We start from the raw sequence: 23,608 nt of genomic DNA on the forward strand, positions 1-23,608 counted from the left end.
CACCGGCGAAGACACCGAGCAAACTTGCAGAAGTCCGAGTGCAGCGACCAAAACAAGCCACTTAGAATCACGCTGATAGTCCGGGTACCAGCCCGGATGCCCCTGCTGGTCTCATTTCTTCAAAATAAGAGCCACAGCTTTATGAGCTGTTGCTCAGGTTAAAACTACGGCGCCGGTTGAAGCCTGCGCCGTAGCATCTTCGGTGCAACGTACAGCGGTACTACGGGTACAACAGTCGCATCAAACGCCGCTTTGCAGCAGCATGCTACGTACGTGACCGATGGCCTTAGTCGGGTTCAGGCCTTTCGGACAAACGTTGACGCAGTTCATGATCCCGCGGCAGCGGAATACGCTGAACGGGTCATCCAGCGAAGCGAGACGCTCGCTGGTCTTGGTGTCACGGCTATCGGCCAGGAAGCGATAAGCTTGAAGCAGAGCGGCCGGGCCCAGGAACTTGTCCGGGTTCCACCAGAAGGACGGGCAGGAAGTCGAGCAGCAAGCGCACAGGATGCACTCGTACAGACCGTCCAGCTTTTCACGCTCTTCAGGGCTTTGCAGGCGCTCGATGGCCGGAGCCGGAGTATCGTTCTGCAAGAACGGCTTCACCTTCTCGTACTGCTTGTAGAAGATGCTCATATCGACGACCAGGTCACGGATAACCGGCAAACCTGGCAGCGGACGCACGATCAGCTTGTTGCGCTTGACCACGGCGGACAGCGGCGTGATGCAGGCCAGGCCGTTCTTGCCGTTGATGTTCATGCCGTCGGAGCCGCAAACGCCCTCGCGGCAGGAACGACGGTAGGAGAAGCCTTCGTCCTGCTCTTTGATCAGTGCCAGCACATCCAGCACCATCAGGTCTTTACCACCGGTATCGACCGAGAATTCCTGCATGAACGGCGCAGCGTCCTGATCAGGGTTGTAGCGATAAACACTGACTTGCAACATATCGGCCACCCTTAATAAGTCCGAATCTTAGGTTCAAAAGTCGGAACAGTCTTCGGCGAGAAGTTCACGGCACGCTTGGCAACGCGTTTCTCACCCGGGAAGTACAGGGTGTGGCACAGCCAGTTTTCGTCGTCGCGGTCTTCGAAGTCTTCACGGGCGTGAGCACCACGGGACTCTTTGCGGATTTCTGCGGCAATCGCAGTCGCTTCGGCCACTTCAAGCAGGTTTTGCAACTCGAGGGCTTCGATACGTGCAGTGTTGAACGCCTGGCTCTTGTCGTTGATCTTGACGTTGGCGATACGCCCACGCAGGTCAGCCAACTGAGCGATACCCTTCTGCATGTATTCGCCGGTACGGAATACACCGAAGTAGTTCTGCATGCAGCTTTGCAGTTCTTTACGCAGGGTGGCGACGTCTTCACCGTCAGTACGCGCGTTCAGGCCGTCAAGACGCGCCAGGGCGGCGTCGATGTCGGACTGGCGAGCACGGGTGTAGTCAACGCCTTCCTTGAGGGTCTGTTCCAGGAACAGGCCAGCAGCACGACCGAACACCACCAGGTCGAGCAGCGAGTTGCCGCCCAGGCGGTTGGCACCGTGAACCGATACGCAGGCCACTTCACCCACGGCAAACAAGCCTGGGATGATCTGGTCGACGCCATCGGCGTCCTGGGTGATCGCCTGACCGTGAATGTTGGTGGCTACACCGCCCATCATATAATGGCAGGTCGGAACGACCGGGATCGGCGCAAGAGCCGGATCGACGTGCGCGAAGGTCTTGGACAGTTCCATGATGCCTGGCAGACGGCTGTGCAGAACTTCTTCACCGAGGTGATCGAGTTTCAGCATCACGTGGTCGCCATCCGGGCCACAGCCGTTGCCGGCGATGATTTCTTTAACCATCGAACGGGCAACCACGTCACGACCGGCAAGGTCCTTGGCGTTCGGAGCATAACGCTCCATGAAACGCTCGCCGTGCTTGTTGATCAGGTAACCACCTTCACCACGGCAACCTTCGGTCACCAGTACACCGGCGCCGGCGATGCCGGTTGGGTGGAACTGCCACATTTCGATGTCCTGGACCGGCACGCCAGCACGCAGCGCCATGCCGATACCGTCACCGGTATTGATCAGGGCATTGGTGGTGGACGAGTAGATACGGCCCGCACCGCCGGTCGCCAATACGGTGGCGTTGGCGCGTACATAGGAGGTTTCACCGGTTTCGATGCAGATGACGATCATGCCGACAAAGGCACCATCTTCGTTCTTCACCAGGTCGACGCCGTAGTATTCGTTGAGGAATACGGTGCCGGCCTTGAGGTTGGCCTGGTACAGGGTGTGCAGCAGTGCGTGACCGGTACGGTCGGCCGCAGCGCAGGTACGGGCAGCCTGGCCACCTTTACCGAAATCCTTCGACTGGCCGCCGAATGGACGCTGGTAGATACGACCTTGCTCGGTACGGGAGAACGGCAGGCCCATGTGCTCGAGCTCGAAAACCGCTTCCGGACCTACGGAACACATGTACTCGATAGCGTCCTGGTCACCGATATAGTCGGAACCCTTGACGGTATCGTACATGTGCCAGCGCCAGTCATCGTTCGGGTCGGCCGAAGCGATGGCACAGGTGATACCACCCTGGGCGGATACGGTGTGCGAGCGAGTCGGGAAAACCTTGGTGATCACAGCGGTCTTGTGACCGCCTTGTGCCAGCTGCAGAGCAGCGCGCATGCCGGCACCGCCGCCGCCAATGATGATGGCGTCGAACGAGAGCGTATTAACTGTGTTAGCCATGAATCAGATACCCCAAAGAATCTGCACACCCCAGACGAAGTAGGCGAACATTGCAACGCCGCATACTGCCTGGAAGAGGAAACGTACTGCTGTCGCAGACTTGCCCAGCGCCATTGGCGTCAGGTAGTCGGTCGCGATGGTCCACATGCCGACCCAGGCGTGAGCGCCCAGGGCAACGAGAGCCAGCAGACTGAAGATACGCATCCAGTTGCTCGAGAACAGTTCATGCCATTGGGCGTAGCCAAGGCCTGGGTTCGCGACGAGGTATCCGATCAGGAAGATGAAATAAGCCGCAAGAACGACCGCCGACACGCGCTGTGCCATCCAGTCATAGAGGCCCGAACGCGATAGGTTCGTAACGCTGGTTACCATATCCAAACTCCCGCCAGAACGATTACCACCACGGAGATGGCGATAACGATTTTCGAGCCCAGCTTGCCGCCTTCCAGCGTCTCACCGATGCCCATGTCCATGATCAAATGGCGCACACCGGCAACCAAGTGATACATCAATGCGGACAGAAGGCCCCAAGTCACGAACTTGGCCAGCGGACTGGTCAGGCATGCCTTCACCTCGGCATAACCCTCTTCAGAACCCAGGGACTTGCTCAATGCGTAAAGCATGATGCCAAGGCCGAGGAAGAGGATGATTCCGGAAACACGGTGAAGAAACGACGTAACGCCGGTTATGGGGAGTTTGATGGTCCTTAGGTCTAGGTTTACAGGTCGTTGGCTATTCACGGCTTTTTTCACACTGAAGAGCCCCTAACAATCAGGGCAAAGTTGTTGGGCAAGTGCACTGGTCAGGTACCCACCACCCAGGGAGTGACGACCCCCATGAAAACGGGCCCAAAAGCCCCTGGCGGTCGGCTGCCGAGTATAGACAGTTAGGCTACTAATGACAACGCGAATGCCTACCCCTAATAGCTCATTGCTTTACCCGAATAAAAGGCGTAAACGGCAGGGAATTTCGCGGAAAAAGACCGCTTAAAGCCTTCTGACACAAGACTTTAGGCAAATTGACATTCGAATTTATCTCACTATAGTGGTGCGGGCCCTGCGTGGGGGGTCTGTCTGATGATTTCAAGCATAAATAGGAGGCCACATGGCTGACAAAAAAGCGCAGTTGATCATCGAGGGCGCAGCCCCCGTCGAGCTGCCCATTTTAACCGGCACCGTTGGTCCCGATGTAATCGACGTGCGGGGCCTGACGGCCACGGGCCGGTTCACATTCGACCCTGGCTTCATGTCGACCGCTTCCTGCGAGTCGAAGATCACCTATATTGATGGTGATAATGGCATTTTGCTTCATCGTGGTTACCCGATCGAGCAACTGGCTGAGAAATCGGACTACCTGGAAACCTGCTACCTGCTGCTAAATGGCGAACTGCCAACAGTCGAGCAGAAAGCCCAGTTCGTCAGCACTGTGAAAAATCACACCATGGTGCACGAGCAACTCAAGAGCTTCTTCAACGGCTTCCGCCGCGACGCCCACCCAATGGCGGTGATGTGCGGTGTGGTCGGCGCCCTGTCGGCCTTCTACCACGACTCCCTGGACATCAATAACCCGCAGCATCGCGAAATTTCCGCGATCCGCCTGGTTGCCAAGATGCCAACCCTGGCCGCGATGGTTTACAAGTACTCCATGGGCCAACCCATGATGTACCCGCGCAACGACCTGTCGTACGCCGAAAACTTCCTGCACATGATGTTCAATACCCCGTGCGAGATCAAACCGATCAGCCCGGTACTGGCCAAGGCAATGGACCGGATCTTTATCCTCCACGCCGACCATGAGCAGAATGCCTCGACTTCTACCGTCCGTCTGGCCGGTTCTTCGGGCGCCAACCCGTTCGCCTGTATCGCCGCCGGTATCGCCGCACTGTGGGGCCCTGCCCACGGCGGTGCGAACGAAGCCGTACTGACCATGCTCGATGAAATTGGCGATGTTTCCAACATCGACACCTACATCGCCAAGGCCAAGGACAAGAACGACCCGTTCAAACTGATGGGCTTCGGCCATCGCGTTTACAAAAACCGCGATCCACGTGCCACCGTCATGAAGCAGACCTGCGATGAAGTCCTGCGCGAACTGGGGATCAAGAACGATCCGCAACTCGAACTGGCCATGCGCCTGGAAGAGATCGCCCTGACCGATCCGTACTTCATCGAGCGCTCGCTGTACCCGAACGTCGACTTCTACTCGGGGATCATCCTCAAGGCGATCGGCATCCCAACCAGCATGTTCACCGTGATCTTCGCCCTGGCGCGGACCGTCGGCTGGATCTCGCACTGGAAGGAAATGCTCTCCAGCCCGTACAAGATTGGCCGTCCACGCCAGCTGTACACAGGCTACGAGTCGCGCGACATCAGCAAACTGGAAGACCGCAAGTAAGGTCTGCGACGCCTCGCGTCAGCTAGCCCCATTGCCCATACGGCCTCGATTTCGAGGCCGTATTCGTTTGTACCCCCCGTTATCGAATCACCAGGCACCAGCCCGCTGGGGGGCACGCGCACAATCGGCAATGTGCTCCGGCACCACCAGTGCCGCGCCTATCGGCTTGGCCTGGGACTGAGCATTGCGCACCCGGCGCTGCTCGCCCAGCAGTTGGCGCGCGCTGTCCAGGCGTGCGGTGATCTCGGCCAGCCGGCTCTCCAGGCGATCCACTTCGCCATAGCGCTCCAGCAACGCCAACGCTCCCTGCTGGCGATAGCTCAATTGCAGCCAACCAATGCCCGCCCCCTCCATGAGATCGCGCTGCGCAGGAAAATCCCCTAGCCCGAAGGTATAGCGCCCGTCACGGAAAGTGCGCAGGAACTCGATAAAACCACGCTCACCGGCCCAGCGTTTGTGCAAGGTAAAGTGTTCGAAATCAATCTCCAGATCGACATCCGCACACCCTTGAGCGGCCCAGACAAAGCTGGCTTGCGTGGGGAAGTTGAAATTTTCCAGCTCCGTCCTGCGTCCGTTGCACTGCAAGGTCAGGCGAGTTCGCCTAGGCAACTGGCGCGCACCACGGTTGAGCTGCACGGGCGTTACACTCAAGTCCACCGTTGCGCTACCCGCGCGCAACACCAGCAGTTGCGATTGAAGCGGGGCCAACTGCTCGCTCAACGCTTGCACCTCCTGTTCCAGGGCTAGCTCGCGCTGTTCGCCAGCCCGCTCGGCAGCACGAGCCCTGCCCGTACGCTGCTCCAGCGCCACCCGAGCCTGCTGCATGCCACTAATAAAGGATAGAAACGGCGCCTGCAGGGCAATCGACTGCCCCATGATTTCCCGACTTCGATATCCCCGGGCATCCTGAGTCACGAACGCCCCCAGTGGCCCTTCCAGAAATGCCGGCACTCGCCCCTGGGGACCATAGAGCAAGGCATGACGCTGCAGCGGATCGGTCACACCTTGCAGCCCCCCCAGCACCTGCGCCGACCAATCCTGCTGGAGGCGACAAGCACTGGTGTGCCCCAGAAATGATAGGGTCATGTGCAACCCCGCACCGACCAGGTCCCAGCCCAGCCGATCCCCACGATCACCACTCAGGGAGCCGTCACGCAAGCTGTCGAGCAACTGCCCGGCCTCCCATAAAGGCGCCGCTACGGCCTGGGGCGATACTGCATATGACCAGGTTTGCATCGCGATACGCAGGGCTTGGCCATCACTTTGCAGGGCCTCGTCGATCACTTCTCGCAATAGCCTTTGATAGCGCGCCAGGCGCCGTGCCTCGCCCACATCCTGGCGCCACTGCGCGGCGCCACCGCGCAACCCCATATCGCCGTCGGCCATCTTGTGCAACCACTCTCCGCCGCGGTCCTGGGCAATCCGCACATTGGCCATGATGCCCTGCTCCGGCAGCTTGCCCTCACGGCTGCTGAGCAACACTCGTTGCAGGCGAATCACCTCGTCGACCCATGGTGTACGGCTCTCTTCGCGAAAGCGCTCAGCCAGCAATGTCATTACCGCCAGAAACGGGTCCTCGCGAGTACCCAGGCGTAGCAGTACCATCCGCCACTGCCGCTCATCGCGCGGCTGTGCAGAGGAGGCATCCAGCAAACCCTGGGCAAAGCCATGCCAGGCCAGCAGTGCCTCGGCGTGATACAGCCGCTGCAAGCGCTGCACCGCGGACGCCGCCACCCCCGCCCGCGCCAGTTCGCCGAGAAAGCCGCGGACCGCATCACGTCCCTGCAGCGTAAAGGCCTGTGGCAAGCGCACTTCTCCCGCAGAGAACATCCCCACGTCCTCGGCGCCAATGGGCTGGAGACCGCTCTGGTCTTGCGCCCAGGCCAACAACCAGCCCACCGGCAACTGGTCGAAACGCAGACTCGTCAGTTGCCCGACCAACCGTTCGCGCTCGAGTTGTAAGGCCTCACGTCTAGGCTGCCAGAGCAAATAGTTGCGATAATGCGCGCCCAGACGCCAATCCAGCCCCTCCTCGGCTGTCGATAAGCGGGCCAACTCCGGCCCCGGCAAAGGTAAATGCAGGCGCTGGTCATCGCGATCGAGCCGAGCATTGAGCAAATTGATCCGACGCACCACGTGCTGCACCCAGGCCGCAAGAACGGCCGGATCGGCCGATGCCAGGCCCTCGTCCAGGTGCGCCTTGACCAGGTGATCAAGGTGCCTGGCCAGCACGCGCTCAGCAAAAACCGCGACAAAGCGCTCACGGTAATGCGTGGCCAACTGCTTGATGGGCGCCTGCAAGGGCAAAAACGGGCCGATCCAGCGCCGCTCGTGTTGCTCCAGCGCAATCACCTGCTCCTGATAGCGGCGTAATTGCTGATCATCCGCCTCCTGGTCGGTCATCGGCACCAGGCTGCTCGAAGCCCCTCGCGCCAGGTTGGCGATGACTGAAGCCGTTTCCCGCTCGACATAAACCACCCACCCCAGCGCCGCGCCGCACACCAGCAGCCAGCCCGCCAACAGCGCAGTGGTAGCCCTCTGACTCCAGCCTCGAACCGGGAGCCCAGCACTACGTCGGGACGGGAGTAAGTGTTCGAACAACTGCCGAGTAAACCCGCTCTTCGGCCCTTCGCCACCGCCTAATTCGGCGGTTAGAAACAACCCGCCAAGCAGCGGCGTCTCCCGATAAGGATTCGAATCAAATGCGGGTACCAGCAACGCTTCCAGCGGGGCGCGCAATCCGGCCAACTGCCCGGGCATCTGCAGCGCGTCCTCCTGCGGCAAGGCAGACATGCCCATTGACAGCTGTAGCGTGAGCACACGCTGACTCAGACCACTGAAAATCTCATCGAGAAAGCGTCCCGCATTGCCTTCGACCTGCTGACTGAACAAGCCAAAGGCCTCGGCCCGTTGTTCTGGCTCCAGCCCCTGCGCCCACCTCGAAAAACCCGGCAGGCACTCAGCCCCACTGAGCAACAGGTAGATGGGCGGACGCAGGGCAAACGCCTTGCTCAACTCGTCCATCGCCTGCCGCAGCCCATGCCCCTGTGTGCGCAACGACTCGCCAGAGGCCGACAACAGCCAGGCAATATCCAGCACCAGCACGATCCCATTGATCGGCTCACGCCGCCGTACCCGACTCAATCGCTGCAACAGCCCACGCCATTCGCCAGGCCCCTGCGGGCCCATGGCCAGGCGGCCACGCGGTTCCAGCGCCACGCCATGCTCCAGGAACCACCAGTTCAATGCTTCGCCGGGCCGCGTCGAAGTTGGCTGCAATGCGCAGGCCAGCCCGGAACCAGCCAGCATCCTCGATGCCTGGCCTGCGCCGACCTCAAGCAACAACCACCAGGGCTGTGCCGATAGTGGCGCCTTCAGACGCCCCAGGCGCGAGCCGCGCAACGATGCCAGGCCCGCACGCCACTCCTGCTCAAACGCCGGATTGCGTCGGCTCACAGCATCAGTTACCACCCCGCCAAGACGACGGCGCAAGCGCCACGCCATCCAGGCACGACGTAACCGTACCAAGCCCCACAAGGCCAGACACCCCAACACGGACATGGGCACCAGCCACCACCAGGGCCACCCCTGGTACAGCGTCGTCATCCAACTGACGAGCGCCGTCAGTAGCAACGCCAGCCCCCAACCCAACACTATCCAGAATCGGCTCATGGCTGCTGCTCCAACAAGGCCTGTGCCTGTTCCACGAGGCGCTGGCCGTAGACTTCAAGCGCGCTCCCCAGCAACACCAGCGGCAGCCCCAGCGTCAACAGCACGATCAGCCAGGAGAACCGTCGGCGCCCCCTTCGCCCCCCGCTCACTCCATTCAGCACCGGCTGGATAAACAGCGGCTGTTCCGGCTCCAGCGCCGACGCATCCCGCTCCGTCACGACCCGTTGTAGAAAGCTGCGACGATAGCGTGCTCGCTCAGCCTCGCCACACCCGGCCAAACGCCCTTCGAATCCCGCCAGCAGCGCCAGCGCATACACCTCGCGCAAGGCCGTCGCGCCTTCGGGCAAGGCTTCCAGATGCTGATAGAACGCTACTCCAGCGCTGCTCATCGCAAAGTAATGCGCCTGCAACGTGGCCTCTGGCCAGGCATCGCGTCCGGACCAGAGCCGCGTCATGGCCTGCTCGTCAATCCAGGCAACCGCCACAAACAGCGCCTCGCGGGCTTCATCCTCGGTATATCCATGCGCCAGCGAACGCGCCAAGGCTTGGTCGCACAAGGTGCGCAGTTGTTCATCCAACGCCTGCCCGGCACTCAGCAGCGGGCCCAGGGCATTGAATACAGGCATCCAGCAATCCACCAACCTCATCTATCAGCCCCTCACCGCAATCAGCTCAGCACGGCCACTCAACGCAGTGCCCGGCATGAACAGCGCCACCCGACACTCCTGCTGCAAGGCCTCGAAAGCATCGCTCAGCGGCTCAAGACGTAAATAGGTACAACCCGCACGCTGGGGCAAGCCTTGGGGCGCATTGGGCAGCGCGATCAATTCAACCCCCGGCAACGCCCGCCGGATCAGGACCTCAATCGCACTGCTGGCCCCCAACTTGCTGCCCTGGGGCAAAACCGGCAGCCCCTCGCCATCGCCACGCAACAGCAGGTAATAGCGATGGCGCGGGGCGAAGAAGCTTTGCGGCAGCTCAGCTTCCCAACGTCCTTCGTTCGGCTGCAGACGGACCCGCATCTCCACGTCGGCACTGATCCCGTTGAGCAATTGCCGGGTCCGCAGCAGCAGCGAATTGAAACTCAGACTGAGGTTGTCATGCCGATAGGGTTGCAATGACTCTTGAGCGGCGGCACTGCCCTGCCCGTCACACTCGTCACTGAACATCCCGAGCTCCCCGATCAGTTGCCGTAAGACCCCAAACAGCGCCCAGGGCTGGACCTGAGGCGTCTCCAGCAAGTGTTCGAGCAGCGGCACATAACGATTGAGCACGCCCAGCGCCAACACACGGGCGAATCGACCGCTGTCGACTTCACCATCGGCGTCTTGCCCACCACGGGTCGGTTTGCAACTGGCTAACTGCCGGGCGCGCTGTTGCAACTCATCGCGCAAACCAAACAGCAACTCGCTCAAAACCGGCGCTCCCCCCAGATTGACGCTGGGCGCGATAAAGTCGGCGACCCGGCTCAACTGCCCCTGATCCTGTTCCAGCCGGGCAATCGGCAGCATTTCATAATGAGGCGAATGCGCCACTTCATGCTCCCAGAACAGACGCAGCACATAGCGCATGGGCCGGATAGCCGCGGGTGGCGCATCGCCCAGACGGTCGGCCAACATCAGGTGATCGGCCGCCACCGCATAGCGCGTGTCTGCCCCCTGGGCCTCGTCCAGGTTTTCAAAAACCTGGACATTGGCCGCTTCAGGCTCGAGGCGGCGCAGGCCGACATACAAGGTCTGCCGGTCACTCTGCCCGTCCGACACAAACGTGCGGGCCTGGACCCAGGCGTTACCGGGATACTCCACCAACGTGCCATCGCGAAAGCGCAGGGACAGTTGCTCCAGTTGGCATTGCCCGGTCGCCAGGGCCGCGGCATTGAACTGCATGGATATCAGCCCCCAGGCATGGGGGTGCAACAGCTCAGTCAGCCGCGCCAGGCCATGGGCAGTACGCGCATCGGTATGCTGGAAATGCTGCGGCTGCAGGAACAGGCCCTGATGCCAGTAGAGCGGTTGATCAATCGTCATAAGGTCTTCCAAATAAAAGAGAGCCACCCGCCTTACGGCGAGGGTGCAAGCCGTACTTCGCCAGCCTTGGGCTGTTCCGGAACAAGGTCGGCCGGTCGACTGCCGGGCCCGCGCAAGATCCCGTCGGCCCCCAGCAATAGATCGATCACCAGCGGTTCGGGGGCCGCGCGATAGTGGGTCGACCAAAAGCCTTTCTCGGTGATACCCACGCCAATCCGGTACAGGCGGGCGCTGCGGGCCGGGTCGAGATGGGCGTAGCCGGCGGCCAGGCCGATGTAACGGCTGTTTTCCAGACGCGGCAGGCGCACCCGACGCTGCTCGCCCGGTTCAATAAAGATCCGGGTCAAGCCCGGCATCCCGGCCGGGGCTTGCTCCGACAGCAGCAATTGCACCAGGCGCTGGCCGTTGCTGGTGTAACCGGAGAATCCATTGGGCTCCTGCACCTGCGCGACCACCAACAGCAGGCTATGCGCCTGGCCATCGTAGGTATTGAGACCAGGGTCGGCGCTGATCACTAGCTCCACGGCGTCTTCGGCAAAGGACCACGCCATCTCGCGCAAGGCCTGCTCGCGCCCCTGCTGTGCGCTATCGCCGGAGAACAGCGAACAGCCCTGCAGTAGCAGCGCACCTGCCAGGATCATCACAGGCCTCATGACAGCACCATGACTTTGCACTGCCCCGGCGGAGGCATATTCACCGTGCCCACGGTGTTCTGCGGGTTGCCGTTGTGCCCGGTCAGGCACCCCAGGCGCACCGCCGGCTTGCCCTCGACCATGACCTTGAGGCTGCCATTGAGAAAGCTCATCTGGCCCATGACCTTTCCACTCGCCACTCCCCCGCCAGCGCAGCCGGCCTCATCGCCATTGCTCAATGGGATCTTGCTGGCCTGATGCAACGCCGGCATGCCACACACCAGCACTTTGCTGGAAATACTGCCCGGGTCGGCCATCTGGCTATTGGCGATATTGGGATAGGGCACGGGCACCGGCCCGGCCGGACTGGGCGTCTTGCAGATATCCGGCGCGCTGGACATGGCCATGGCACCGGCATTGTTGAGCATAAATGTCATGATCGCCTCCTCAGCCCAGCTCAATGGTCGAGCCGTCGATGGCCACCCGGCCCTCGGCTTCCAACGTCAGGCGCTGGGCATTCAACCGGCAGTCCTCGTCCACCCGCTGGTGCAGCGAGCCACTGCGGCGTTGCTCATGGCCAGTGACACACTGGCGGCTTTCGCCGTAGTGGGCCTCATGCCGGACCGCCTGCTGGTCGAGCAGCAGCGTGCGCTCCTCGCGCTCCTGCCAATGACTGCTGGCCCGCTCGCCGCTGACACGCAACTGGCCCAGCAGCAGCTCGGCCGCAGGACTGTTCAGGGAGCAATGCTCGGCCCGAACCACCAAGTCTTCGCCCGCAGCCAGGGACAAACTGTCGCGGCACTGCACCGTCAGGCTTCCCTGCGTGACGCGCAGTTGCACATCGGCACCCAACTGCAATTCCAGCGAGGGCTCAGCGCGTGCGAGCACCGCCAGGATGTAGCCCACACCAGCACCGTCCAGGCTCACCAGTACGGTGTCGCCCACCCTCGGCTGGACCAAGCAACTGAACGCCGCCTCGACCCAAAACCGCTCGTGGCCTGCAACCACGCCAAAGCGTTGTGCCTGCTGGGCATTGATCCGGGCATGCAGTGAGCGTGTGGTTGCCAGGGTTGAGGCGGTGCTTCGCGGATCGTTCATAAGGGTTCTCCAAACCCACCGGTTCTGGTGGTCGATAATGGCTCGTGGGGGTAAAGGCACTCAGGCATGCAGGTCCTCGCTCAGGCGACAACGCTCCAGGCAGGCGCCATTCAATTGCACCCCCGAGCCCCTGGCGCCCTGAGTGGTCGCGCCAGTCAGATTGGCGGCGCTCAGATCACACTGATCAAGACGGGTTTTACGCAGGCTCGCCCACTGCAGATTGGCTTGTGGCCAGCTCGCTCCGCGCAGGTCACTGCCACTCAGATCGGCGAACTCGGCGCACAGATGCGCGCCCCCCGTCGCCGACAGATCGCAACGCAGCACCAGGGCCTCGCGCAGATTGGCCGCAGACAAAAACGCAGCACTCAGGCAACTGTCGGCGAAGATCGCGCCCTGCAGATCGGCCTGACGCAGGCACGCCCGGCTGAAATCGCAGCCATCGCTCAAGCGCATCCCCTGCAACTGCCCCTGACGCAACACCGCGTCCGGAGCCTCGACCCGGCTCAGGGATGCCGCACGCAGACAGGCTTCTTCAAGTTGCACACCGTGCATCCGGCAGCCTTCCCAGCTACTGCCGGGCGCCTGGGCGGCACGCATCTGCGCCTGATCGAAATCACAGCTGTGCAGGCTCATGCCGTGCCCCTGGACCGCCTCCATCTGCGCTACCTTGAAGCAACTGCGTTTAAACGCTGCCCCGCACAGATTGGCCTGAGACAGGCCTGCCTGAGTGAAATCACAGTCGACACCATAGGCCTGCTCAAGGTTGGCAGCGGTCATGGAGGCTGCGATAAAGCGGCAATCGTCCAGATACGCGTCGGTCAAACGCCCGCGCTCAAGCTGCGCCGCGCTGAAATCACAACCTTTCAAACGCGCGCCCGTGAAGTCGCAGCCGCGCAGGTCGGCGCCCACCCAGCAGCAATCCTCCACCACTGCCTCGCTCAGGTCGGCGCCAGCCAGTTCAATGGCCTGCAAATCCAGGCCAATTAAACGGACGCCACGCAATGACTCCCCCGCTCGATAGCGCCTCTCCAACTGTTGCCGGTCCAAGCACGGCGCAGCGGCTGGCAGGCTTTGGCTCGGCGGACGAATCGCCGCCAGCCGAGCATTCAACTCCTCCTGCATGGCGCCGACACGCTGCTCGACCTGCGCCATGCTCGCCTGTGCCGCACGGATCCCTGCCCGAGCCTCGGCCCGGTGCTTGGGGGTCAATGGCATGACGTCCAGTGCTCGCTCAGGATCGGCGGCCGGGGCCTGGCGCACCTGCTCGGTGGCCTTGAGTAGTTCCTTGTCATAGTCCAGGCCCATTCGCCCCAAGGCCTGTCGCGCCTGCGTCTCGGCCTCGCTGCGCGCCTGGCTCAGCGCGCCCTCGATACGCTCGGCAAACCCGCAAAAATCCACCGCCGGCGGCTTGGCCAGCGCCTCCTGCCCCGCCGCCAGGTTCAGTACCGGCACGGCAGCAAAAATCGCCGGGTCGAACGCCAGTTTTTGCCGCCGCATCGCCTCGCCCACCTGCTCGATGACGCCTTGACGCTCATGCATGAACTCGCGATGAAAGTGCTCAATACCCGTTTGCAGCCGGCTCTGTAGCGCAGCCCGGGCCTGCGCAGGATCAACTGCCTGGGGCGGCGCGGGCATAACTGGCGGTTTGATCGCCGGCCAAATTTGCCGCACACAGGCCTCAACAGACTGCGCCGGCTCGTTCAGCCGTTCACAGAGCACCCCAAGGGCCTGGATATCAGCCCCATCACAATCGTCCACGGCGACTTCTGCGCGGTAGAGCATCAATACGCAGGCTTGATCTGGAAACAACCAGAGCGTGTCCAGGTCCAGTGGCGCCTCGCTATCGGGACGCTGCTCGGCCTGCCAGCGCAGCAGCAGGCGCGGACGCAAGCCGGGCAGGTGCCCTTCGACCCGTTCCTGCTGCGGATGCATGCCCTGGGCCGACCAGTGCTCGTCACCGCGCCAGTAAGTGCTATGGCACTGGTCCTGGGGGACTTCGTCGTACCAGCGCGGGTCGGCGTCGTCAGGCAGAAACGGGAAGCGCTCGCGCCACCAGTGGTCGTCCAGGCTGCCCAGCCAACCCCGACGCGCAGCATCGTTCAAGGGCAAGGGCCGCAGGCTGGCCGGCGGCGGACGATCGGACGGCGCCAGACAGGGTGCCTGTACCGATTCGATACAGGGTAGGCACTGGCCTTCAGCGTCGGCAGACGCTTCGCAATACCCCATGCCAGCTGGATTGACCGCCCAGCCGGGGCCGCCATAGGCATGGGCCAGGTTGACCGGCATAACGCTGAACGGCTGCGCTGGGCCGGGCTGCCACAAGCCAAGCGATCGCTGCCAGTGGCGCGGCCCATGGATATGCAGGGTTTTCGCCAGGGGCCCACACTGCACACTGATAGCCCGCTCGGTGACCATCGTCCCGGCCGGCGCATAGGCCTGCCCGGCCACCGCATAAGTACCACGGCTTTTTTTTAAGCCAATGTCGAATGGCCCTTCGGCAAAGCGTTCCAGCAACCAGGGCCAGGCCTGGGTCTGATCCATCGCCACGCCATTGGCGTCGATCAGCCAGCCCAGGGTCAGCACCAGACTGGGTTGGCCACCGCATGCATGGGCCGCCGGCCAGAACAAGGCTTGATCGGGCTTATCGATGCGCATGGGATTCAACCTCCCATCGCAGGATTGGCCGCAGCATTGGCCGCCAGGCGAAAGCTCTCGGCCGCTTCGCTATCCGCCTTGAGCGCCAGTAACACCGATTCCAATAACGTCTTCTCGGCGACTACCTCGGCTTTGGCCGTCGACGGCACAGGTGGCGTCGGTGCCAACGCGACAGCGAGGTCAGGTGATTTCATACCCTGGACGAACTCGCCGGTACGCGCCTTCAGGTCTCCCTCGATGCACACATCGCTGGCCAAAGACAGCTTGCCCTGGGCCTTGAGTTCACCGCTAATCATGACATTGCCCTTAAGACAGAGATCCTTGGCGTCCAATGTGATCTGCGCGTCGGGCGCCGAAACCAGAATGCCCAACTTGGAAAAAGTCAGTTTGCTGCCACCGACCCACAACACAATCGACTCCTCGGCCTCCAGGCTGTACACCTTGCTTTTGTAGGTGGCGAACTGAGCCTCCTTTTCATAGGTCAGCACCGCTTCGGCGTTACTCATCGCCGTTGTTTTCTTCGAGGTAAAAATGGTGCTCTTGCCCTCAAAGAACTGCTTGTTGTACAAGCTGCGTTGTACTTCAAACTTGGGGCCCGCCAGATTGAGCTCAGTGACCTGCCCCATCAGGTTGATGTCCTGCTTGACGGCACCGGCATTAAAGCCCAACTGCTCGGCTGCCAGGGTCCCGCGCATCAGTATTGGGGCAAGGTTGACCAGGCTGTTGACGCCCGCCCTGCGCCAAGACTCTCCGCCTTCCCAGCCCGCCGTATTGAACTTGATGGTGAAGTCATCGGGCTTGGGCTTCTGCGGCTCTTTTTGCTCTTTTTGCTCTTTTTGCTCTTCTTTCTTTTCCCCCTCAAGCGCTGCGCCGCTCTTGTCAGCGGGCAACGCTCCAGAGTCGGCCAGGCCGATACACTCCCAATACAACCCGGGTACCTCACGGCGTTGCGTCGCACTAGAAATATCAAGGTGCTCGCCAGTACTGAGTTGCACCCCGGGGCGTTCGCCACTGCCCAGGGTCAGGCGGCTGTTACCCACCGGCGACGCCATGCGCATCAAAGGTCCGGCGGCACTGTCTTCCATCGCCAAATAATGCCCGCCCGGTGAACTGAAACCGCGCTGGGTACAATTCTGATCGTTGATCGGGCTAGGGTGCTCGGAGTTGGCCGCCGTCCCCGTGATCAGCGGCCGGTCCGGATCGCCGCCAATAAAGGCCACCAGCACCTCACTGCCCTTGAGCAAGGGAAAGTGCATGCCATGCCGCTCACCGCTGGACAGGCACATAGGGCGCACCCAGGCCGACCCCTTGCCCACACCCCGGCGTTCACGGGCAAAGGGGAAAATCAGTCGGTAGCAGCCATGTTCATTGAGCAAGGGGCGGTCAAGCTCATCGCCTTCGACAATCGCGCTGAACAGTCCCCCGACACGCGGCCGCGGAGTGTTACAGACCGGCCGGTACTGCACTTCACTGGGCAGCGCCCGGAAGCGCTGGCTGAAACGACACCCTTGCAGCGCCTCGTCGTGCTGTCCCGGCAGTGGTTGCGAGCCCTGATGCTGGACTTCCTCTACCCAATAGCGGCTATTGAATTCAGGGCGGAAATGATCGTTGAGCTGGATCGGATAGCCTGCGCGCAAACCAAACAGCCGCCCTGCGCCACTGAACTGGCGCCGCCGACACGCCAACGCCTGGGCGCGCAGGGAAGCCAGCCAGCGCCCCTCGTCCAGCGAGCCATAGTGCTCGCCATAGACACGCTGCTCACCAAACCCTTGGTAGCGCCCACCCTCACCTTGCGCTTCCCGATCCTGTACCGATGCCTCAATCGCCAGTTCGAGGTTGGCCTTACTGGCCGAGAAATCCCCCAGATATACGCTTTTCGGTGTCCCGGCACAGTGCCCCTGAAAACTCTGCAGGCCTGCCAGCGTGCGCGGCGCATCGACCGTGCTGTGCGGGCGGTAATACACCGCCAGGGGCTGGTTGGGCTGCAGCCGCATTGCGCCGCAGAACACCACCGCCTCACGGTCCGCCAGTTGCTCGAAATAGTAATAGACGCCGAAATACTCCAGCTTGCGCGACAAGAAATCGAGGCTGTTTTCCTCAAACTGAAGGCTGAAACTGCGGCGACTGCGCGGCTCATCTTCGGCCGGCAGGCGGATGGCGAAGTCATAGCTGGGCGCTGTTGCTTCGGTACACTGAGCCGGCCCCTCGAGCCACTCACCCAACTCCCCCAACACTTCGCGAATCAATTCGGGCAGTGTCTTGTCCAGCCAGGTCTGCGAATGACGCTGTTGGCGCAGCAGCGCCAGCCGCGGCTCCAGCACCACTCGGTAGTAGGTATAGAGTTCATCACGCTCGAGCAGCACAACCTGGGTGACAACTCCGTGGTAACGCTGCGGCGTGTTGCGCTGATCGACAAAACTCAGGCAGGCCGGACTGCCGAGCATGCACTCGTAGTCCAACTGATGATTGTTCACCGCCAGCCGGACCTCAAACCGATAGGGCCGGCTAACCGCTTCGTCGCCACTCCAGTCGGCCACCAGCAGGGCTTCATTGGCCAGCGCCGTGCAACTGAACGTGCAATGGGCGTAATCAATGGAGTGATTCATCGGCAACTCCTCATAGCGTCATCATTGAGTTGATCCGGCGGCAAGGCGCCGTAACTACGCGCTACGTGCCAGCCGCCGTCAGCGTCCAGACTCACCCGCAACGCCAGCAGCGGTGGCTGTTCGGCCAGTGTCTGGAGCAACACCGCGCTAAGCATTGGCAGCAGGCTTTTGTTCAAGACCACCTCGATCTGCCGGGCACCGCTGTGCACGTCGATACACCGCGCGCAAATCGCCTGCTCGACGGCGCTGTCAACGTGTAGAGCGATGCCTCGGGTGCTCATCAGCCGTTCGCCCCAGCGCGCCAGCTTGAGCCGAACCACCGCCGCCAACCCTTCGTCGCCCAGAGGCGCAAAGGGCACAACCGTCATCCGCGCCAGCAGCGCTGTTTTGAAATGAGCCGCCAGGCGCGGCCGGATCGCGTGCTGCAAGGTCTCGATCGGCACCGGGCCGGCTTCGCATAACGCACTGATCTGCTCACTGCCCAGGTTGCTGGTCAGGAACACTACGGTGTTGCTGAAATCGACTTGACGTCCTTCGCCATCGGCCAACCAACCCTTGTCGAAGACCTGGTGAAACAGGTTGAGCACTTGCAGATCGGCCTTTTCCACCTCATCGAGCAACACCACCGAATAAGGCCGACGGCGTACGGCTTCGGTCAATACACCGCCCTCGCCATAGCCGACATAGCCTGGCGGCGAGCCGACCAAGCGGCTCAGGCTGTGCTTCTCCTGGAACTCGCTCATGTTCACGGTGATCAGCGCCTGCTCACCACCAAACAAGTGCTCGGCTACGGCCAGTGCCGTTTCACTCTTGCCCACGCCCGAAGGCCCGACCAACAAGAAGACGCCCAGCGGTTGGCGAGGATCGCGCAAGCCGACCTGGGCCGACTCCAGCACTTGCACAACCGTCTCCAGGGCGGCGGTCTGGCCGTGAATACGTTGGCGCAGGGGCGTCGCCAGATCGATCTGCGGCCCCTGCCGATGAATCTGTCCCAGGGGTACGCCGGTCCATTGCGAGACCACTTGCGCGACGACTTCGCCCGTGACTTCGCTAAAAACCTGGGGCGATTGCCCTTGCAGGGCATGCAAGTCAGCGCAGGCCAGCGCCAACTCGTGGCCCAGAGCGATAGAGGCCGCCGATTCGCCTTCCGCACCCAGTTGCGCACGCAGGTTCAACACCCGTTCCACCGCACTCTTCTCGGCGACCCAGTCACACCGCAAGCGCTCCTGACGCTGCACCAGTTGCTCCTGCTCGCGGATAATGGCCTGAAGCCGCTCATCCATCTGCGCCGCCATCCCCGCTTCGCTGCGATCACGTTCGAGCGCCCGGCTTTCGCGCTCCAACTCGGCCGCCCGCCGCTCCAGACGCTCCAGGGCCACCGGCTTCATCCCCAGGCCAATGCGCACCCGCGCGCATGCGGTATCCAACAGGTCCACGGCTTTGTCCGGTTGCAGGCGCCCGCTGATGTAACGACCGGCCAACTGCGCAGCCGCGACCACCGCTTCGTCGCGCACGCTCACCCCATGGGCCGCTTCGTAGTGTGGCCTCAGCCCCCGCAGAATCTGCACCGTAGTCGGCACATCAGGTTCGGCCAGGCTGACCAGTTGAAAGCGTCGGGCCAGGGCCGGGTCCTTCTCGAAGTACTTCTTGTATTCGCTCCAGGTGGTCGCCGCGATCATGCGCAACTCGCCACGGGCCAGCGCCGGCTTGAGCAGGTTGGCGGCATCGGAGCCGCCGGGCGTGTCACCCGCACCGACCAATCGGTGAGCTTCATCGATAAAAAGCAAAGTCGGCTGAAGCGCGGTCCTGACTTCATCCAGGACGCTGCACAGACGCTTTTCGAACTCCCCCTTGACGCTGGCCCCAGCTTCCAGTGCACCAAGATCAAGGCTGAGCAAACGGGTACCCTGCAGAAACGGCGGGACATCGCCCTGGACAATCCGCAAAGCCAGCCCTTCGACGATGGCAGTCTTGCCCACCCCCGGTTCACCGACCGCAATGGGGTTGTTTTTGCGGCGGCGCGCGAGGATATCGATCATCCGGCGAATCTCGTCGTCGCGCCCAAATACCGGGTCGATGCCGTTTGCCGCGGCCTTGGCGGTAAAGTCCTCACAAAAGCGCGCAATCGCGCCTGACGAGTCCACGCCAGCGACCTCGCCCGTTGTCGACTCCTCGATAGATCCGGCCCGCCAAACGTCAGCCTGATCAATCAGCCCTTGGCGCGAGACTCCGCGCAACAACAGAGCCCAGGGTTCCGCGCCCAGGCGCGCGGCGCGCGCCAGCACTGCCAGCAGCAACGCGCCACTGCGTACTTGTCGCCCGCCCAGGGTCAACGAAGCTTCAAGCCAGGCATCCTGGATCCACTCAATCAACGCCTGAGCAAACACCGGACGCCCGGCATTGCCAGCCTCCAGCCCGGCCAGGACTTGCTCCAGCACAACGCGCAGGCGCAGTGGCTCGATATCGTGGGCGCTCAGCATATGCGGCAGATCACAGTGCTCATGCTCCAGCAAGCTATGCAGCAGATGCTCGAGGGTAATTTCATGGTGATGGCGCGTCAGGGCCACGCCTGCGGCATTTTCCAGGGCCTGGGTGCAGTAGGGATTAAGACAGGCGAATAACGCCTTGAGATCGGCTTGAATCATGGGTGTATCTCCGTCGATGGCCCTGGCCTTAAATCCAGGTCGATATCCGCGTAAACACTGCGCTCGCCCAGCCAGGTGTTGAGGCCCAGTTGCTGCCAGCCCGTGCCCAGGCTTGCAGCCGGCTGTTCGTCGGCCATCAGCCCCAGTTGCAGGCGACAGTCCAGCGGCCCCTGCAGGTAGAGCCCGACGACCCGCGCCAAACGTTGATACAAGGGCGTTCCCGGCAACAATCCATGAAAATCCACAGCCGAAAGGCTGCCCAGACGAATCGCCAGGGTGCTGGTGCGGTCCATCACGCTGCCCCCCAGCAAGCTGTCCATGCCCAGGCCACACGCCTGCTGCCCAAGCAGAAAACGCGCGGCGCCAGTCACCGGAATCCGCCGCTCGATGCAACTACGCACCGTCACCACGCCGACGCCCACGACGCCTTGCACTAATACCTGCAGGCTCAGCGCCGAACGCGGGTACTGGTTGAACAACCCGGCATAGGGCAACAACAGCCGGCGGTCTTCGGCAAAGGCCGGTGCGACATCGGCCAGCCCGAGCAGCGCATAAAACTGCTGCAAACGCCGCTGCTCGCGGCGCTCGCAGATCACCAGCCAACTGCGGTACTTCTCCCAGGCCTGGAACAACAGGGGGTACAACTCGGCATGCAGGATGTCGAGAAAATCGCGCATGACTCGACCGCCATTGCGGCGCTCGTCGAGCAGGTCTTCGCTATAAAAAGTCGGCAACGGCGAACTCACGCCATAAAGCCCGAAAAAATTGGCCTCGATCCAGATATGACCGTCAGCATCACGCTCGACGCTTTCGATATCGCACTCGGGGAACCCCAGTCCCAGCGAGGGCCGCACACGCACCGCTTGGCGAAACGCCTGCTCGTCTTCAAAACTCAAGCGCAGCAAGCGCAGCAGTTGGAAAAAGCCGTACTCGCGCGCCGCCTCGAACAGCGGCTCAGGCGCTTTTACAACAGGCATAGGCGCCCCGTCTTGGCCGGCCAAACCAGCGTTTCCCCACTCACCGTGTCTTGCAGGCTCAAGGCACTGAAACTGTTGACCGCAACACAACCGGCGAAAAACTCGTCAAGCACACAGCCGAACAAGAACAGATCGCCGGGTCCGTGAAAATGATCACCCCGGCACATCACCCGCACCGCCCTTCCGGTGATCGGCAGCCCGCGGACAAATCGCCGCTCATCCACGGCCTCGACCTGCACCACAGACTCGATCCGCCGCCGCTTGGCGCCATCGGACTCTGCGCCCTGGGCAGGCAGGTACAGGCTCAACAGTTCGCACAAGTGCTCGCGGCTGGCCAGTTTCAAATGGTTGGCATTGAGTTGGGACAACACGCGCCAAAGCAGCCGATCGTCGAACAGGGGCGGCTGACTGGGTGTAATACTACGAATGTTGCTGAAGCTGACCCGATCTGGCGAATGGTCGCTCGGCTGGTTGATATCACCGAGGCGCAGGCTTTCCGGCAAGTTGCCGTGGGTACAGGTCAGGCCTATCGATAACGTGCTCTCGCCGGAGCGCCTGCCATCTTGCACCGGCAGGCTCAGGTAATGCTCGAAGCCCTGGCTGTCGAGCAACGACGCACGAATTCTCAGGTGATAGCCGTCACCCTGCTCCAACGCCGTATAAGGACGATACTGCCGGGGCTTGCCGCCAGGCAGATAGCCTTCGACACGATCCACCGAATAGATGCGCAGCGCTGGGCAACGGCTCTGGTCCGCCGGCTGGATACGGTACTCCGCCTGGCGCTGATCGATACGCAGCGGGTGGGCATCCTGGCGAAACAGATTGACCACGGGGCTGACATTAAGCCGCAGGCTCTGCGGGCTCACGGCGGGCGTCCAGTCTGGCAGGTCATCAAACATCAGCCGCACGCTGAAACGTCCGCTCTCGCCCCGTGCGCGCCAGCGGGAAAAGCCTTGCAGATCGACAAACAGAAACTTCTCCGGCAGGGCGAAATACTCCTGCAACAGCCGGTACGCCGGATGGGCCGTGGCCGGATAGGGCATAAGCTCCAGGGCGGGATCAAAACCGGCCATGGACAACGCCTCACGCCCCAGCAACAGCAACGGCTGTCCAGCGGCGCCAATGCGCACCTCGCGCAGGTTGCGCGCCAGCAAACGCAACAACTTGCTGGCCTCGGCCAAGCCGTCGCCCAGATAGAGCCGCAGGCGATCGCCCTGCCAGTCACTGGCACGAATCGCGTCGAATGCAAACTCAAGCAGCAGCGAACGCTCCTGGGTCGCGCCTCCGTCCCAACGCACCGTTTCCAGGCGCAACGGTTCAATATCGACGGCAAACGAGGTGCAAAAACGGGTGGGCTCACCGTCCACGGGCACCGACTGGACCTCGCAGCCGGCCGCGATGCCCAGGCGATCGCCCAACGGCCCGCGCGGTTTGAACTCCAGCATGCTCATGCACGGCAAGGGATGGAGGAACTGGGGGTAAAGCAGTTGGGCGATTTCCTGAATCAGTTCGGGAAATTCATCGTCCAGACGCTGACGTACCAGACCAGTGAGAAACGCCACACCTTCAAGCAAGCGCTCCACATCCGGATCGCTGGCCGTATCGGTGCCCAGCAGCGGCGCCAGGGCCGGATTGCGCCGAGCAAACTCCTTGGATAACTGCCGCAGATTGAGCAGTTCCTGCTCGTAGTAGCCATTGAATGTGGACATCAGCCATGCTCCATCAAGGTCACGCGGCCATCCGAAGACACACGGGTGGCAACCCGCAAGGCCACATCGCGGTCGTCCACTCGAATCCGGCCCTCGAGGATAAAGCTCAGCGACAGCACATCCTGCCCATGCTCGACCAACGCCAGGCGCGGCTGTTTGAGCCGCGGCTCATAGCGGGCAATCATGGCGCCGATATCGTCGATGATCTGCCCGGTCTCGCCCGCCACGAGCGAGCCGGCCAGATTGGTAAAGTCGGGGACGCCGAACTGCACATCAATCGGCGCACTGCCTTGGCGGGTATTGAGTATCCGCCGCAGGTGTTCGAGGATCGAAACCGCCAACACTTGCGCCCGGGTCTGACTCGAACGCCCGGAGTCGCGCTCCAGGTCGGCGACACGCTCCAGTAGGCGCAATTCACGCATGGAATTTCTCGCTAAGCAGTAGGGACATTTAGCCCAGTA

17 protein-coding genes are annotated in these 23,608 nt (G+C 62.0%); 1 reads left to right on the forward strand and 16 read right to left on the reverse strand.

Annotation, left to right across the window (positions count from 1 at the left end; genetic code table 11):
• Positions 1-240 precede the first annotated feature (240 nt).
• From NPS46_RS01665 to sdhC, 4 genes are read right to left on the reverse strand one after another with little or no spacing between them, the layout of a single operon-like run.
• On the reverse strand, positions 241-945 hold the full coding sequence (locus NPS46_RS01665) for a succinate dehydrogenase iron-sulfur subunit (protein ID WP_274104650.1): 705 nt from the start codon (positions 943-945) through the stop codon (positions 241-243).
• 11 nt (positions 946-956) lie between these two features.
• Positions 957-2,732, reverse strand: coding sequence for a succinate dehydrogenase flavoprotein subunit (gene sdhA / locus NPS46_RS01670; protein WP_274104651.1), 1,776 nt, complete (start codon positions 2,730-2,732; stop codon positions 957-959).
• Positions 2,733-2,735: 3 nt separating this feature from the next.
• Positions 2,736-3,104 (reverse strand): succinate dehydrogenase, hydrophobic membrane anchor protein, encoded by a 369-nt coding sequence (gene sdhD / locus NPS46_RS01675; protein WP_274104652.1) that lies wholly within the window; start codon positions 3,102-3,104, stop codon positions 2,736-2,738.
• On the reverse strand, positions 3,098-3,484 hold the full coding sequence (gene sdhC / locus NPS46_RS01680) for a succinate dehydrogenase, cytochrome b556 subunit (protein WP_274104653.1): 387 nt from the start codon (positions 3,482-3,484) through the stop codon (positions 3,098-3,100). The genes sdhD and sdhC overlap by 7 nt, the downstream gene beginning before the upstream one ends.
• Before the next feature lie 352 nt (positions 3,485-3,836).
• On the opposite strand from sdhC, the gene gltA reads away from it, so the two are divergent.
• Entirely contained in the window at positions 3,837-5,126 is a 1,290-nt protein-coding gene (gene gltA / locus NPS46_RS01685) for a citrate synthase (RefSeq protein WP_274104654.1), read from the forward strand.
• Between the two features lie 87 nt (positions 5,127-5,213).
• On the opposite strand, the gene NPS46_RS01690 is transcribed toward gltA, so the two are convergent.
• Genes NPS46_RS01690 through tssE form a run of 12 tightly spaced genes read right to left on the reverse strand, consistent with a single transcriptional unit; the run spans position 5,214 to position 23,569 of the window.
• Positions 5,214-8,798 carry a type VI secretion system protein gene (locus NPS46_RS01690; RefSeq protein ID WP_274104655.1) on the reverse strand — a complete coding sequence of 1,195 codons (3,585 nt, stop codon included), beginning with the start codon at positions 8,796-8,798 and terminating at the stop codon, positions 5,214-5,216.
• Positions 8,795-9,445: a DotU family type IV/VI secretion system protein gene (locus tag NPS46_RS01695; RefSeq protein WP_274104656.1), complete on the reverse strand. Its 651-nt coding sequence runs from the start codon at positions 9,443-9,445 to the stop codon at positions 8,795-8,797. Before NPS46_RS01695 ends, NPS46_RS01690 begins: the two co-directional genes overlap by 4 nt.
• 3 nt (positions 9,446-9,448) lie before the next feature.
• Positions 9,449-10,825, reverse strand: coding sequence for a type VI secretion system baseplate subunit TssK (tssK, locus tag NPS46_RS01700; RefSeq protein WP_274104657.1), 1,377 nt, complete (start codon positions 10,823-10,825; stop codon positions 9,449-9,451).
• Between the two features lie 32 nt (positions 10,826-10,857).
• Positions 10,858-11,466 (reverse strand): type VI secretion lipoprotein TssJ, encoded by a 609-nt coding sequence (locus tag NPS46_RS01705; protein ID WP_274104658.1) that lies wholly within the window; start codon positions 11,464-11,466, stop codon positions 10,858-10,860.
• An 8-nt stretch (positions 11,467-11,474) separates the two neighbouring features.
• On the reverse strand, positions 11,475-11,894 hold the full coding sequence (locus NPS46_RS01710) for a DUF4150 domain-containing protein (protein ID WP_274104659.1): 420 nt from the start codon (positions 11,892-11,894) through the stop codon (positions 11,475-11,477).
• 10 nt (positions 11,895-11,904) lie between these two features.
• A complete protein-coding gene (locus NPS46_RS01715) occupies positions 11,905-12,555 on the reverse strand; it encodes a DUF3540 domain-containing protein (protein WP_274104660.1) in 651 nt (216 codons plus the stop codon).
• Positions 12,556-12,615: 60 nt separating this feature from the next.
• Positions 12,616-15,210, reverse strand: coding sequence for a DUF2169 domain-containing protein (locus NPS46_RS01720; protein WP_274104661.1), 2,595 nt, complete (start codon positions 15,208-15,210; stop codon positions 12,616-12,618).
• A gap of 5 nt (positions 15,211-15,215) precedes the next feature.
• Complete coding sequence (locus tag NPS46_RS01725) at positions 15,216-17,816, reverse strand: type VI secretion system Vgr family protein (RefSeq protein ID WP_274104662.1); 2,601 nt, start codon at positions 17,814-17,816, stop codon at positions 15,216-15,218.
• The gene (gene tssH / locus NPS46_RS01730) at positions 17,813-20,461 is read right to left on the reverse strand and encodes a type VI secretion system ATPase TssH (RefSeq protein WP_274104663.1); all 2,649 of its coding nucleotides are present in this window, start codon (positions 20,459-20,461) and stop codon (positions 17,813-17,815) included. Before tssH ends, NPS46_RS01725 begins: the two co-directional genes overlap by 4 nt.
• On the reverse strand, positions 20,458-21,438 hold the full coding sequence (gene tssG, locus NPS46_RS01735; RefSeq protein ID WP_274104664.1) for a type VI secretion system baseplate subunit TssG: 981 nt from the start codon (positions 21,436-21,438) through the stop codon (positions 20,458-20,460). Before tssG ends, tssH begins: the two co-directional genes overlap by 4 nt.
• Positions 21,426-23,147 (reverse strand): type VI secretion system baseplate subunit TssF, encoded by a 1,722-nt coding sequence (gene tssF, locus NPS46_RS01740; protein ID WP_274104665.1) that lies wholly within the window; start codon positions 23,145-23,147, stop codon positions 21,426-21,428. Before tssF ends, tssG begins: the two co-directional genes overlap by 13 nt.
• Positions 23,147-23,569, reverse strand: coding sequence for a type VI secretion system baseplate subunit TssE (gene tssE, locus NPS46_RS01745; protein ID WP_274104666.1), 423 nt, complete (start codon positions 23,567-23,569; stop codon positions 23,147-23,149). The genes tssF and tssE overlap by 1 nt, the downstream gene beginning before the upstream one ends.
• Positions 23,570-23,608 lie beyond the last annotated feature (39 nt).

It is taken from the genome of Pseudomonas putida, assembly GCF_028682395.1.
In the GTDB taxonomy this organism is placed as follows: Bacteria; Pseudomonadota; Gammaproteobacteria; order Pseudomonadales; family Pseudomonadaceae; genus Aquipseudomonas; species Aquipseudomonas putida_AB.